General features: G+C 51.6%; 13 protein-coding genes. 10 read left to right on the top strand and 3 right to left on the bottom strand.

Going from position 1 to position 14,443, the window contains the following annotated elements:
* Positions 1-62: 62 nt before the first annotated feature.
* The 6 genes from J1778_RS01585 (at position 63) to mgrA (ending at position 5,794) form a co-directional block, all read left to right on the top strand.
* Positions 63-494: a carboxymuconolactone decarboxylase family protein gene (locus J1778_RS01585; protein WP_217171697.1), complete on the top strand. Its 432-nt coding sequence runs from the start codon at positions 63-65 to the stop codon at positions 492-494.
* Positions 495-750: 256 nt separating this feature from the next.
* On the top strand, positions 751-990 hold the full coding sequence (gene nrdH / locus J1778_RS01580; RefSeq protein ID WP_217171696.1) for a glutaredoxin-like protein NrdH: 240 nt from the start codon (positions 751-753) through the stop codon (positions 988-990).
* A gap of 10 nt (positions 991-1,000) precedes the next feature.
* The gene (gene nrdI, locus J1778_RS01575; RefSeq protein WP_131694190.1) at positions 1,001-1,405 is read left to right on the top strand and encodes a class Ib ribonucleoside-diphosphate reductase assembly flavoprotein NrdI; all 405 of its coding nucleotides are present in this window, start codon (positions 1,001-1,003) and stop codon (positions 1,403-1,405) included.
* On the top strand, positions 1,387-3,549 hold the full coding sequence (gene nrdE, locus J1778_RS01570) for a class 1b ribonucleoside-diphosphate reductase subunit alpha (protein ID WP_217171695.1): 2,163 nt from the start codon (positions 1,387-1,389) through the stop codon (positions 3,547-3,549). The genes nrdI and nrdE overlap by 19 nt, the downstream gene beginning before the upstream one ends.
* Before the next feature lie 21 nt (positions 3,550-3,570).
* Positions 3,571-4,554 (top strand): class 1b ribonucleoside-diphosphate reductase subunit beta, encoded by a 984-nt coding sequence (nrdF, locus tag J1778_RS01565; RefSeq protein ID WP_095923393.1) that lies wholly within the window; start codon positions 3,571-3,573, stop codon positions 4,552-4,554.
* Positions 4,555-4,753: 199 nt separating this feature from the next.
* Positions 4,754-5,794 (top strand): L-glyceraldehyde 3-phosphate reductase, encoded by a 1,041-nt coding sequence (gene mgrA / locus J1778_RS01560; protein ID WP_217171694.1) that lies wholly within the window; start codon positions 4,754-4,756, stop codon positions 5,792-5,794.
* 101 nt (positions 5,795-5,895) lie between these two features.
* Here mgrA and J1778_RS01555 read toward each other — a convergent pair whose 3' ends face one another.
* From J1778_RS01555 to J1778_RS01545, 3 genes are all read right to left on the bottom strand, one after another.
* Entirely contained in the window at positions 5,896-6,447 is a 552-nt protein-coding gene (locus tag J1778_RS01555) for an OmpH family outer membrane protein (RefSeq protein ID WP_217171693.1), read from the bottom strand.
* A 168-nt stretch (positions 6,448-6,615) separates the two neighbouring features.
* Positions 6,616-7,176 (bottom strand): NlpC/P60 family protein, encoded by a 561-nt coding sequence (locus J1778_RS01550; protein WP_217171692.1) that lies wholly within the window; start codon positions 7,174-7,176, stop codon positions 6,616-6,618.
* 193 nt (positions 7,177-7,369) lie between these two features.
* Positions 7,370-8,725 (bottom strand): 2-hydroxycarboxylate transporter family protein, encoded by a 1,356-nt coding sequence (locus J1778_RS01545; protein WP_217171691.1) that lies wholly within the window; start codon positions 8,723-8,725, stop codon positions 7,370-7,372.
* A gap of 320 nt (positions 8,726-9,045) precedes the next feature.
* Here J1778_RS01545 and J1778_RS01540 point away from each other — a divergent pair, with 320 nt between their 5' ends.
* From J1778_RS01540 to proW, 4 genes are all read left to right on the top strand, one after another.
* On the top strand, positions 9,046-10,698 hold the full coding sequence (locus J1778_RS01540) for an ATP-binding protein (RefSeq protein WP_217171690.1): 1,653 nt from the start codon (positions 9,046-9,048) through the stop codon (positions 10,696-10,698).
* The gene (locus tag J1778_RS01535; protein WP_217171689.1) at positions 10,691-11,404 is read left to right on the top strand and encodes a response regulator; all 714 of its coding nucleotides are present in this window, start codon (positions 10,691-10,693) and stop codon (positions 11,402-11,404) included. The genes J1778_RS01540 and J1778_RS01535 overlap by 8 nt, the downstream gene beginning before the upstream one ends.
* A 587-nt stretch (positions 11,405-11,991) precedes the next feature.
* Entirely contained in the window at positions 11,992-13,188 is a 1,197-nt protein-coding gene (gene proV, locus J1778_RS01530; protein WP_217171688.1) for a glycine betaine/L-proline ABC transporter ATP-binding protein ProV, read from the top strand.
* Positions 13,189-13,211: 23 nt separating this feature from the next.
* A complete protein-coding gene (proW, locus tag J1778_RS01525; protein ID WP_217171727.1) occupies positions 13,212-14,384 on the top strand; it encodes a glycine betaine/L-proline ABC transporter permease ProW in 1,173 nt (390 codons plus the stop codon).
* Positions 14,385-14,443: the final 59 nt, after the last annotated feature.

Genomic DNA, 14,443 nt, shown 5'->3' with positions numbered 1-14,443 from the left:
AGCGGTCATTGAGACGCACGGTGCGTCACTGTTTACTCCCATAAATCCCAGAGGAAATCATCATGACTGCACTTCGCCTGCCTTACTATTCCCTGTCTTCTTCGGTGATGGAACCGATGAAAGCGGCGCTCAGCGCGCTGGAAAACGGTCCGCTGGATAACGTGATTATCGAGCTGGCATTCCTGCGTGTTTCGCAAATTAACGGCTGCGCCTATTGCCTGGATATGCACTCTAAAGCGTTGCGCAAAATGGATGTCGCACAGACCAAACTGGATCAGCTGGCGGGCTGGCAGGTCAGTCATGCGTATTCAGAGCGTGAACGCGCGGCGCTGGCCTGGGCTGAATCACTCACTCTGATTGCCGCCACCGGCGCACCGGATGACGCCTTTGAACCGCTGAAAGCGCAATTCAGCGATGTGGAAATCTCGGAACTGACCTTCGCTATCGGTCTGATGAATGCGTTTAACCGTCTCGCCGTGGGTATGCGCCAGTAATCTGACCGCTTAAAAATTGAACTAAAAAAGTTTTTCCTCTCCAGCCCGCTTCCTGCGGGCTTTGCCGATTTAGCAATAAGCAAATATAGAAAATCTACATATTGTGTGGTTGAAAATTTAAATCACCACATCTAGTATTCATTCCATCGGAACGCCAAGATGGCACCGACTCTCGCGCCTTTCCCCCGGCTGAAACAGCCGCACAGCGGGCAGGCAAAAATTGTCTCTGATTTCTTACCAGATGGAAATACGAATCATGAGCATTATTATTTACAGTAAACCAGACTGTGTCCAGTGCAACGCGACTTACCGTGCATTCGATAAACAAGGCATCGCTTACGAAGTTGTGGATTTGACTCAGGATGAGCAGGCTCTCGGGCAGGTTCGTGCGATGGGTTATCAGCAGGTTCCGGTGATTGTGGCCGGTGACGACCACTGGTCTGGTTTCCGTCCGGACAAAATCAGCGCCCTGCGCCAGCTTCAGAACGCATACTGAGGGCCTGCGGATGAATCCGTTGGTCTATTTTTCCAGCAGTTCAGAAAACACCCATCGCTTCGTCGGCAGAACGGGATTGCCGGCGATCCGCATCCCGACAGATCGTCAGCCTGAAAAATTGCGCGTGGACTTACCGTACATTTTGGTGGTGCCGAGCTACGGCGGCGGATCGGCCAAAGGCGCGGTGCCGACCCAGGTGATCCGTTTTCTGAACGATGAACATAACCGTTCGCTCATCCGCGGCGTTATCGCGGCCGGCAACACCAACTTCGGCGCAGCGTATTGCATTGCCGGCGATATTATTTCCCAGAAGTGTCAGGTTCCTTACCTGTACCGCTTTGAGTTGCTGGGAACGCCGGAAGACGTTGCAAAGGTCAGACAGGGAGTAACAGAATTTTGGCAGCGACAGAACTAGCAATCACCGACCCCGGTACCAGCAGCCCGGACTATCACGCGCTTAACGCGATGCTGAATCTGTTCGATGCTAACGGCCAGATCCAGTTTGATAAAGACCGGCTGGCCGCGCGCCAATACTTCCTGCAACACGTCAATCAGAACACGGTATTTTTCCATAATCTGGCGGAGAAACTGCGTTATCTGGTGGAAGAAGGCTATTACGAAGCCGACGTGCTGGATCAGTACGCTTTTGACGATATTAAAGGGTTATTCAAACGGGCATACGCCAAAAAATTCCGCTTCCAGACTTTCCTGGGTGCATTCAAGTATTACACCAGTTACACGCTGAAAACTTTCGACGGCAAACGCTACCTTGAGCGTTATGAAGATCGCGTGTGCATGGTGGCGATGACACTTGCACGCGGCGATATTCAGCTCGCCCGCCATTTTGTCGATGAGATTATTTCCGGCCGCTTCCAGCCGGCTACGCCGACATTCCTCAACTGCGGAAAAAAACAGCGCGGCGAACTGGTATCGTGCTTCCTGTTGCGCATTGAAGACAACATGGAATCCATCGGACGTTCGGTGAATTCGGCGTTACAGCTCTCCAAACGTGGCGGCGGCGTGGCGTTTATGCTGACCAATATCCGCGAAGTAGGCGCGCCGATTAAGCGCATCGAAAACCAGTCTTCCGGCGTCATTCCAATCATGAAGATGCTGGAAGATGCCTTCTCTTACGCCAATCAGCTCGGTGCGCGTCAGGGTGCGGGCGCGGTATATCTGAACGCCCATCACCCGGATATTCTGCGTTTCCTCGACACCAAACGCGAAAACGCCGACGAAAAAATCCGTATTAAAACGCTGTCGCTCGGTGTGGTCATTCCGGACATCACCTTCGAACTGGCGAAGAACAACGAAGATATGTACCTGTTCTCGCCGTATCACGTCGAGAAGGTGTACGGCGTGCCGATGTCTGAAATCAGCATCAGCGAGAAGTACCGCGAGATGGTGAATGACAAACGCATCCACAAAAGCAAAATCAACGCCCGTGAATTCTTCCAGGTGCTGGCAGAGATTCAGTTCGAATCCGGCTATCCGTACATGATGTTTGAAGATACGGTCAACCGCGCCAACCCGATCAAAGGGCGCATCAATATGAGCAACCTGTGTTCGGAGATTTTGCAGGTGAATTCGCCGACGATCTACGGCGAAGACCTCTCGTATCAGGAAATTGGCAAAGACATTTCCTGTAACCTCGGCTCCCTGAATATCGCCTCGGCGATGGATTCACCGGATTTCGGCAATACCGTGGAAATGGCGGTTCGCGCGCTCACGGCCGTCTCTGACATGAGCCACATCCGTTCGGTGCCGTCTATCGATCAGGGGAATCAGGATTCGCACGCCATCGGTCTCGGCCAGATGAATCTGCACGGTTATCTGTGCCGCGAACGTATTTACTACGGCTCGGCAGAAGGTCTGGACTTCACCAACATCTATTTCTGCACCGTGGCTTACCATGCGATCCGCGCATCGAATCAGATCGCCATCGAGCGCCAGCAGTCGTTTAAAGGTTTCAAAGATTCCACCTACGCCAGCGGCGCGTATTTTGACAAATATGTCGATGACGCACTGGCGGCGAAATGGCAGCCGAAAACCGACCGTGTGCGGGAACTGTTTGCTGACGCCGGGATTGCTATTCCGACCACCGCAAACTGGGCCGCGCTGAAAGATTCCGTAATGCAACATGGTCTGTATAACCAGAATTTGCAGGCAGTGCCGCCGACCGGTTCTATTTCTTACATTAATAATTCGACGTCGAGTATTCACCCGATTGTGTCCCGCGTGGAAATCCGCAAAGAGGGCAAGATTGGTCGTGTCTATTATCCGGCGGCGTTTATGACCAATGACAATCTGGATTACTACCAGGATGCCTACGAAATCGGTCCGGAAAAAATCATTGATACCTATGCCGAAGCCACGCAGCACGTCGATCAGGGGTTGTCTTTAACGTTGTTCTTCCGCGATACCGCCTCCACGCGCGACATTAACAAAGCGCAGATTTACGCCTGGCGCAAAGGCATCAAAACCATTTATTACATCCGTCTGCGCCAGATGGCGCTGGAAGGCACCGAAGTTCAGGGCTGCGTTTCCTGCACGCTGTAACCGATTGAAAGGACTTAAAAGATGAGCGCAGTAAAACAATTGTTAGTACCGCAACCGGTCAGCAAAGCCATCAACTGGAACAAAATCCAGGACGATAAAGATCTGGAAGTGTGGAACCGTCTGACGTCGAATTTCTGGCTGCCTGAAAAGGTGCCGTTGTCGAACGATATTCCGTCGTGGGCGACGCTGAGTGCGCAGGAGAAACAGCTGACGATCCGCGTGTTTACCGGCCTGACGCTGCTCGACACCGTGCAAAACGTGGTCGGCGCGCCGACGCTGATGAAAGACGCGGTGACGCCACACGAAGAAGCGGTTTACTCGAATATCTGCTTTATGGAAGCGGTGCATGCGCGTTCTTACAGCTCGATTTTCTCGACGCTGTGTGCCACCGTTGATGTCGACGAAGCCTACCGCTGGAGCGAGGAAAACGTCGCGCTGCAAAATAAAGCGGCGATCATTTTGTCGTATTACGACGGCGAAGATCCGCTGATGAAGAAAGTCGCCAGCGTGTTCCTCGAATCGTTCCTGTTCTATTCCGGCTTCTATCTGCCGATGTACTGGTCGAGCCGCGCCAAGCTGACCAACACTGCTGATCTGATCCGCCTGATCATTCGCGATGAGGCGGTTCACGGTTACTACATCGGCTATAAATTCCAGAAAGCACTGGCACTGGAAAGCGAAGAGCGCCAGCGTCAGATCAAGGAGCAGGCGTTTGATCTGATTCAGGACTTATACGACAACGAGATCCGCTACACCGAAGAACTGTACGACGGCGTAGGCTGGAGCGAAGACGTGAAGAAATTCCTGCATTACAACGCCAACAAAGCGCTGATGAATCTCGGCTACGAAGCCCTGTTCCCGGCCAGCATGGCCGATGTGAATCCGGCGATCCTTTCCGCATTATCGCCAAACGCCGACGAAAACCACGACTTCTTCTCAGGATCCGGATCGTCGTATGTGATCGGTAAAGCCGTCAACACCGAAGACGAGGACTGGGATTTCTGATGTTGCCGTTATTTCTTCAAGGGTTACAATAAAAACAGTGTTTCAAAAATAACCCTACTTCCTCTAAATAGTTCGAGTTGCAGGCAGGCGGCAAGCTTGCTCATGCTGGGAGCATAGATAACTATGTGACCAGAGTGAGTAAGCGCAGCCAACGCACCTGCAGCTTGAAATATGACGAGGAAACAAAGAAGGAAACATCATGCCTTACACGGCCTTACCCTCCCGCTATGAAACCATGCAATTCCGCCGCTGCGGTCAGAGCGGTTTAAAACTCCCTGCTCTGTCTCTTGGCCTCTGGCACAGCTTCGGCCATGTCAGCCAGCTGGAATCTCAGCGCGCATTACTGCATAAAGCTTTTGATTTAGGCATCACTCATTTTGATCTGGCGAATAACTACGGCCCGCCTCCGGGTTCAGCCGAAGAGAATTTTGGCAGATTGCTGAAGCAGGATTTCGCCCCGTACCGCGATGAGCTGATCATCTCGACCAAAGCCGGTTATGACATGTGGCCAGGCCCGTACGGCTCCGGCGGTTCACGCAAATATCTGCTGGCAAGCCTTGATCAAAGCCTGCAACGTATGGGGCTGGATTACATTGATATCTTCTATTCTCATCGCGTGGATGAGGAAACGCCGATGGAAGAAACTGCAGCAGCGCTGGCTTACGCCGTGCAAAGTGGCAAAGCGTTGTATGTCGGGATTTCGTCTTATTCGCCGGAACGTACGCAGAAAATGGCTGCACTGTTGCGCGAGCTGAAAGTGCCGCTGCTTATCCATCAGCCTTCTTACAATCTGCTGAACCGCTGGGTCGATAAGAGCGGTTTGCTGGATACGCTGGAACAAAACGGCGCGGGCTGCATTGCCTTTACACCGCTGGCACAGGGGCTGCTGACCGGCAAATACCTCAACGGTATTCCGGAGGGTTCGCGGATGCAGGTGGAAGGGAATAAAGTGCGCGGGCTGAATGCCAAAATGCTGTCAGAGGAAAACTTGAACAGCCTGCGGTTGCTCAATGAAATGGCGCAACAGCGCGGGCAGACGATGGCGCAGATGGCGCTGAGCTGGCTGCTGAAAGACAACCGCGTGACGTCAGTGCTGATTGGCGCCAGCCGTCCTGAACAACTGGATGAAAACGTCAGGGCGCTGGACAATCTGCGTTTCACCGCAGAAGAACTTGCAGCGATTGATAAACATGTGGCAGATGGCGAATTAAATCTGTGGCAGGCTTCGTCAGATAAGTAGCACCCTAAAGATCAGAGTCTGAATTAATGCTAAGAAATTAAAACGTTAATTCAGACTCTGAGGAAAGGGTAAAGAACACAGAGACTGCAAAAACAACGGAATTATTTTTTGGCTTCCGGTTTTTTAGCCGCTGGCTGTGCTGGCACTTTCGTTGTTAATGTTGGCATTTCACCAAAAGTCACTTTTTCAGTTTTCAACTGAGCCGCCAGATCAGCACTAATATCTAAATCTTTCGAATAACTCACTGTGGTTTGGGCAGGGAGAATCGCGCCAATTTTATGTGCAATACGGTATTGTTCCGCAGTCTTTTTAACCTGATCGGCAACAACCTGACGTGCCGCTTGCATCTGCACCTGCCATTGAGCATTCAGCGCCTTAGTATCAGCCTGACGAACCTGTGCAGCTTTTTCTGGCGTCATTGTTTTATAGAGTTCTTCCGCTTGTTTAGCCGTGCCCTGAAGGCTCTTGTAGACCGCTTCGAGATGCGTTTTTTGTTTGGCGGCAAGACCTGACTCATTGACGACTTGTTCAATATTTACGAATTTCACTTCTTTTTCCCCAACAGTTTTTGAATCACACCCGGAGAGTAACCCCCCCGCTAAAATAACTAACGCGAGCGTCCTGGTAATACGGCGATGAATGACAGATTGCATAAAAATCTTAATCCTGGAATATTGTATTAAACAAAAAATGAAAAGCGATTATATACAACACTAAAACATGCTTCTAATTAATAGATTATAAAGCATTAATTAATCGTGAATTTAATCCTGAAAATTCATAACATTAAAAAGAGAATTATTTATTAAAGCTTGTGCTGATCAGCTGATTAATACCAGACGGCGCGCTGTTTCGTAATGATCGACCCAGTACTGATTATCCAGTGATGAAATCGTAACGCCTTCAATTTTCGAGGCATGAATAAACTGATGATCCCCGACATACACACCGACATGACGATCGCCAGGCGACGTTTTGAAAAAGACTAAATCCCCCGGTTTCAGGTTATTTTTACTCACTTTTCTGCCGTTCCTGATTTGCTGAAACGTGGTTCTCGGCAGACTTTTTTGCAGGGAATCCCGGAAAAGATGTTGCATCAGCGCCGAACAATCGACGCCTTTGTGCGTGGATCCGCCCCAGCGGTAATGCGTCCCTTTCCAGCGCGGATATTCAGCCAGCAGGGCGTTTTTGATATTTTCTGAGTTGCCCCTGTTTACCGCAGTCACGGCGGAACCTTGTCCATCAAAACGGCCGCTGTGGAAAAATGTATAAGTATCCACAGACTCAAATTCTTTGGGCAAATCAAAAGCAAAGGAGTGGATGCTGAATAAACCGGTGACAAGAATCAGTAAGGCAGAAATAAGTGATTTAATACGGAACATGCGTGGATTCTTTCGTTAAAAAATAGTGCTCTTCCTTACGTGGTAACCGGCTCTCGGGGCGGGTGACTCGTCGCTGAGTGCGCAAATAATAACCAGGTAAAGTGAAATAATCCGGCTATTTTTCGTCCACTTTTGGACTGCGGATTTTTCTCAGTGAAACCAGCCCCTTCGGAGAAAGGGGCTGTTACGGGGATTATGAAAAGAATTTCGCCAGCACAAATAATCCGACTGATACGTTGATTGCACCACCGATGCGGGTAGCGATTTGCGCGAAAGGCATCAGCGTCATACGGTTACCGGAAGTCAGAATCGCCACGTCACCGGTACCGCCCTGTCCGCTCTGGCAGCAGGAAACAATCGCCACATCAATCGGATGCATACCGATTTTCTTGCCAACGTAGAAACCGGTGCCGACCAGCGCCAGCACGGTAGTCACGATCACCAGCAGGTTTTGTACGGTAAAGGCGTTGATCAGTTCCTGCCACGGCGTAATCGCCACGCCCACCGCGAACAGCACCGGATAGGTCACTGCGGTGCGGAAGAATTTATATACCGTCATCGAGCCGTGCTGAATGGTCGGTGAAATGCCATTCGCCAGTTTTACCAGTACTGCCGCGAATAACATGCCGACCGGTGCAGGCAGGCCGATCCATTTCTGGCCGAGCATCCCGACCATGTAAAGCAGGATCGCCAGCAGCGCGCCACAGGCCAGCGCATTCACGCCCGGATTCCCTTCGAACTCGTCAGTCCCGCTGCCCAGTTCACCTTTTTTCGACGGCATCAGCTGACCTTCGCCGGTCAGGTGCGGGTAGCGTTTCCCCAGCTGATTTAGCACACCCGCCAGCACAATCGCCGTCAGACCGCCCAGCATCACGATCGGCAGAATCCGTCCCAGTGCCACCCCCTGCTCCATATGCAGAATGGTCGCATACCCCATCGACAGCGGGATCGCGCCCTCCCCCACGCCACCGGCCATGATCGGCAGGATGAGGAAGAAGAAAGTTTGCATCGGCGGTAAACCTAAGACGGTGCCCATCGCCATACCGGCGATCATCCCGACCACTTCGCCACACAGCATCGGCACGAAAATGCGCATAAAGCCCTGGATCAGCACCTGACGGTTCATGCTCATGATGCTGCCGACGATAATGCAGCAAATGTAGAGATACAGAATATTGGTAGATTTATAGAATTTGACCGTGGAATCCACCACGACATCCGGCAGCAAACCGTAATGCACCATCGCCGAAGGAATAAAGGTGGCGCAAATCGCCGCCGCACCGAGTTTGCCGACGACGGGTAAGCGTTTGCCGAATTCGCCACAGGCAAAACCAAAGAAGGCCAGTGTGGCAACCATCACCACAATGTCGCTGGGTAATTTACCGTTCAGACAGTCGAGCAGGATCAGCACACCGGCAAGCAGGAAGAAAGGCAGCGGGATAATGCCTATCTTGTAGTTATCAAGAATGTGCCACCATTTTTGCCTGGCTGAAAGCCCGGAGGTTTTCTTTTCTTTGACTGCGATGTAGGAATCGTCGGTTGTGCTCATGACATTGCCTCTTTCTTATAAATACTTTTCTTATTGATGTTCTGAGCATAAGAAAACAGCATGTCAGCCGGATGTGAGTTTGTTCAAATTAAAACCGCAGGGATTAAGGTTGTTATGGTGTTTATGGAGTTAATGCTATTTGATTTATAAGGATTATCAGATTAGTAGTAAAAAACCCTATTACCCTTGTAATCACTGAGTGAATTTACCGGTATTTATATTGCCTGTTCACAACTCTGTCTTTGCCCGATTACCGCCCCTGCTGACCCGTGGTACGCTTATTCAATGTATGTCTTTACATTAATCTTACTGCAGGCCGTATGAAACTCCGAATGCCTTTTCAGGTAAAACTCTTTTTATCTCTGGTGGTATTTTCCTGCCTATTGCTGGCACTGCTGGGCGCTATTTTATTTCATATCATCGATCGTCAGTTGCATCACGACCTCGGCCAGCGCGCACGCGTTCAGGCCAGTGAAATCGCGCTGATGCCTGGACTGGCGCAGAAGGTTCAGGCGCGGGATATCGCCGGGATCGCCCGACTTATCCAGCCTTTAAGCGATAAAAGCGATGCCAGTTATATCGTCATCGGCGATACCCGTGAGCTGCATCTTTATCATTCACAATCGCCGGAGCGGATCGACCTGCCGATGATTGGCGGAGATAACGCCGGGGTGCTGGCGGGTAAAACCATTATTTCTGTGCGGCAAGGCGGCATCGGTGTGTCATTGCGCAGTAAAGCGCCAATCCTGGATGAGGATAATCGGGTTATCGGTATTGTCTCCGTCGGCTACCTCACCTCTTATATTGATAATATTAATGGCCATCGTCTGGCCCAGGCTGCTTTATACGGTTTGCTTCTTTTATTACTGCTGTTTATTTTTTCGTGGATGTTTACCCGCAACGTCAAAAAACAGATGTTCTGGCTGGAACCCAAAGATATCGCGCTGCTGGTTCGCCAGCAAAAAGCGTTACTGGAAGCCATGTACGAAGGCGTATTCGCGGTCAATGCCCAAAAGCAGCTGATTTCCATCAACCGTGCCGCACGCGAGTTGCTTGATATCCATCAGCCAGAAAATGAACTGCTGGGTAAACCGCTGGCGGAAGTGCTTGAGACGCCGCCCACTTTCTTCACACAAAGCGGTATCAGTGAAAATAATAGCCAGCACGATCAGATTACGGTACTGAATCAGAGACAGGTGATCGTCAACCGCGTCCCGATAGAACTGGAACCGGGCAAAGAAAGCGGCTGGGTGTTCAGTTTCCGCGATAAAAATGACATTAATACACTGAGCAGCCAGCTGAGTCAGGTAAAACGCTACGCGGACAATCTGCGGATCATGCGCCACGAACAGCTGAACTGGACCGCGACACTGGCCGGTTTGCTGCAAATGCAGCGTTACGACGATGCGATGCACTATATTCAGGCGCAGTCGGAAGGCGCGCAGGCAGTGCTGGATTTCGTTTCGGCGCGATTTACCTCGCCGGCACTTTGCGGCTTGCTGTTAGGGAAATATGTCAGTGCACGCGAAAAAGGCGTTGAACTCAGTTTCGATCCCGCCTGCCAGCTCACCCGCATTCCGGCGGCTATCACTGAAACCGAGCTGATGTCGGTGGTCGGTAATCTGCTGGATAACGCTGTGGATGCCACGCTCAAAGCGCTGATGCCTTCTGCGCCAGTCGAACTGTATATTTCAGACAGGAATCAGGAGCTGCTGATTGAAGTCGCCGATCAGGGCAGCGGCGTGGATGATGACCTGAAACCTCGTCTGTTTGAACAGGGCGTGACGAGCAAGCCCTCAGGCGACCATGACGCGACCGGCGCAGAACATGGTATCGGACTTTATCTGGTGGCCGGATATGTCCGTCAGGCCGGCGGCAGCATCGAAATCTCAGACAACACGCCGCAAGGTACGATATTTTCAGTCTTTATCCCGTATCCGGCTGACGCTTTAACAGGACAGAACCATGAATAACAGTAGCGCACTCGACGTCGTGATTGTGGAAGACGAGCCGCATCTGGCCGGTCTGCACCGCGATTTTATCGAGCAAAATTTCAATCTGCGTGTTGTGGGCATCGCCGCCACGCTGGAACAGGCGCGCTCATTGCTGCGCCTGCATGAACCACGGCTGATTCTGCTCGATAACTATTTGCCGGACGGTCAGGGTGTGGATTTAATCAACAGTCCGCTACTGAAAAGCTTCGATTGCTCGGTGATTTTCATTACCGCGGCCAGCGATATGCAAACCTGTAGTCAGGCGATGCGCAGCGGCGCGTTCGATTACATTATCAAACCGGTGTCTTTCCACCGGCTGCAAAGTTCACTGGAACGTTTTATGCAACTGGTGCAAACGCTGCGTAATGTGAAAGTGGTCGATCAGCGGGCCCTGGATAAGTTGTTCAATCTGCCCGCCAGCGATACACCGGCAGCCCCTTCAGCCAAAGGGATCGAGCCCAATACACTCGAACTGGTTCAGCGCGTGTTTACCGCGAAACCGGACGTCAGCTGGTCGGTTGAAGAGGTCGTTGAGGAAGTCGGGATCAGCAAAACGACAGGCCGTCGTTATCTGGAATATTGCGTAGAAATTGGCTTTATCGGTGTCGAGATGCAGTACGGAAATATCGGCCATCCCCGCCGCCTCTACCGGAAAATAGCCGTCACGAAAAATTCTGAGGCCTGAGGCTGAATTCTCTCTGTTTTGTGTGACGAATTTCGCAACCATCGCCGGTGCCCGCACCGGCAAATTACCCTCCTTCCCGCTGAATCATGCCGTTATATCAACTCAATCTCCTCTTTCAGACAACCGGTAAATTCACCGTTCATCCCCCGCGCCGAAATCACTATTTACACCTGTAAAATACACTGCAGAAATTCACATTATCCGGTTAAATTCCCTGCAATTATTAATGATAAAAACCCGACAAAATCAAAACAATAAAAAATCATTAAAATCAGTCTGATAACTATATATTCAGAGTCATTCGTTTAATTTAAACGCTCCGAAAAACCGCCCAATATGAAGCAATTGGAATTGTCATAAAATGTCAGTGGATCCAGACAAAATTAGACAAGCCAGATACACATAAATACGTATCCCGAAACACAAACACGAATATTCTCCAGAAACATTGAGACTTGTCTCAGAATTTCGATGTGTTAGGGTATAAAGCGTTCACTATTTTGTTACAGGCAAAATCTTATACGGTCCAACACAAAAACTAGACATCGAGCCGATACGGCTATTTATATCCAAGGAATGCACATTGCATGGCAATTAAAATCGAAGTAAAGAATCTTTATAAGGTATTTGGCGAAAACCCGGATCGCGCTTTCAAGATGATCGATGCAGGCAAGGGTAAAGAAGAAATTTTTGAGAAAACCGGTCTTTCACTTGGCGTTAAGAATGCCAGTCTGGCCATTGAAGAAGGCGAGATTTTCGTCATCATGGGGTTATCCGGTTCCGGTAAATCCACCATGGTACGCCTTCTCAATCGTCTGATAGAGCCCACCCGTGGCGAAGTCCTGATCGACGGCGAAGATATCGCCAAAATCTCAGAAGCAAAATTGCGCCAGGTGCGCCGCAGTAAAATCAGTATGGTCTTTCAGTCCTTTGCGCTGATGCCACACCTGACCGTGTTGAATAACACCGCGTTTGGTATGGAACTGGCCGGTGTGCCGGTGGAAGAACGCAATGCCAAAGCGATTGACGCCCTGCGTCAGGTCGGGCTGGAAAACTATGCCAACTCTTATCCTGATGAATTGTCGGGCGGTATGCGCCAGCGTGTCGGCTTAGCCCGCGCCATGGCCAACAACCCTGACATTCTGCTGATGGATGAAGCCTTCTCGGCACTCGATCCGTTAATTCGTACTGAAATGCAGGATGAGCTGGTGAAGCTACAGGCTCAGCATCAGCGCACCATCGTGTTTATTTCCCATGATCTGGACGAAGCCATGCGCATCGGCGACCGTATCGCCATTATGCAGGGCGGCGAAGTGGTGCAGGTCGGCACGCCGGAAGACATTCTGAATAATCCGGCCAACGACTATGTGCGCACCTTCTTCCGTGGCGTTGATATCAGCCAGGTCTTCAGTGCCAAAGACATTGCCCGCCGTCGCGGCGCGCTTATTCGTAAAACCCCCGGTTTTGGTCCCCGTGCCGCCCTCAAGCTGCTCGAAGACGAAGACCGCGAATATGGTTATGTGCTTGAACGTGGACAGAAATTCATCGGCGTGGTGTCGATTGAATCCCTGAAAACCGCGCTGAAAGCCAATCAGTCGCTGGAAAGCGCCCTGCTGGATTCTCCGGCAGCCGTGCAGGCAGACATGCCGCTCAGCGAACTGATTTCTCATGTCGCCGCCGCGCCTTGCGCCGTACCGGTGATCAATGAGGACAATAACTATATCGGCATTATTTCCAAAGCCATGCTGCTTCAGGCTCTGGACAAAGAAGGGGGTAACGAATGAGCACTTCAACCGTAACGAACACAATGACTCAGCACGCACAGGCCGCTCAGGCACAGGCTCTGGATCCGTCCGTCGATCCGTGGAGTGCCGACAACGCCAGTGGCGGTGTTGCACCACAAGCTGATGCCGCAACCAGTGCCGCGCCAGCCGATGCGGGCAGCAGTGATCCGTGGGGGGGTGGCAGCGATGCCGCGACCAGTACACCGGATGCCACGCATCACGCCGCCGCACAGACCAATGACTGGCTGAGCGTCGCACCTGAACAGCATCAGCATTTTAATATTCTCGATCCGTTTCACAGCACGTTGATCCCGCTTGACCGCTGGGTCACCGAAGGGATCGACTGGCTGGTCGGTAACTTCCGCCCTGTCTTCCAGGGGATCCGCGTCCCGGTCGATTTCGTCCTGAGCGGTTTCCAGCACGGTCTTGAATCTTTGCCAGCACCGATTGCGATTCTGGTCTTTGCCCTGCTTGCATGGCAGATGGCCGGTTTCGGTATGGGTGCTGCCACGCTGGTTTCGCTGGTGCTGATCGGCGCGATCGGTGCCTGGTCACAGGCGATGGTGACGCTGGCGCTGGTTCTGACCTCGCTGTTCTTCTGTATTCTGATAGGTTTACCGCTCGGGATATGGCTGGCACGCAGTCAGAAAGCGGCCAAAATTATCAGGCCGTTACTGGATGCCATGCAGACCACACCGGCGTTCGTTTATCTGGTGCCGATCGTCATGCTGTTTGGTATCGGTAACGTACCGGGCGTGGTGGTGACGATTATCTTCGCCTTGCCGCCAGTGGTTCGTCTGACCATTCTGGGTATCAATCAGGTGCCGGAAGATTTGATCGAAGCGGCGAAATCATTTGGTTCCAGTCCGCGTCAGCTGCTGTTTAAAGTTCAGCTGCCGCTGGCGATGCCGACCATTATGGCCGGGATTAACCAGACGCTGATGCTGGCACTGTCGATGGTGGTTATCGCCTCGATGATCGCCGTGGGTGGTCTGGGTCAGATGGTTCTGCGCGGTATCGGTCGTCTGGACATGGGTCTGGCATCGGTCGGTGGTGCGGGTATCGTAATCCTCGCCATCATCCTCGACCGTCTGACCCAGTCGATGGGTCGCGACAGCCGCAGTAAAGGCGGTCACCGCTGGTTCACCCGCGGTCCTGTCGGTCTGGTGATGAAGCCTTTCACCAAAAAAGCCTGATCCACACACTGCATTTTTCCCGGCGGTTCGCTGCCGGGAACTCTCAAAAGCTAAAACAA

Source organism: Rahnella bonaserana (genome assembly GCF_019049675.1).
Lineage (GTDB): Bacteria > Pseudomonadota > Gammaproteobacteria > Enterobacterales > Enterobacteriaceae > Rahnella > Rahnella bonaserana.
Note: the sequence above shows the minus strand (reverse complement) of the source record. Positions and strands in the feature narration are given on the sequence as shown.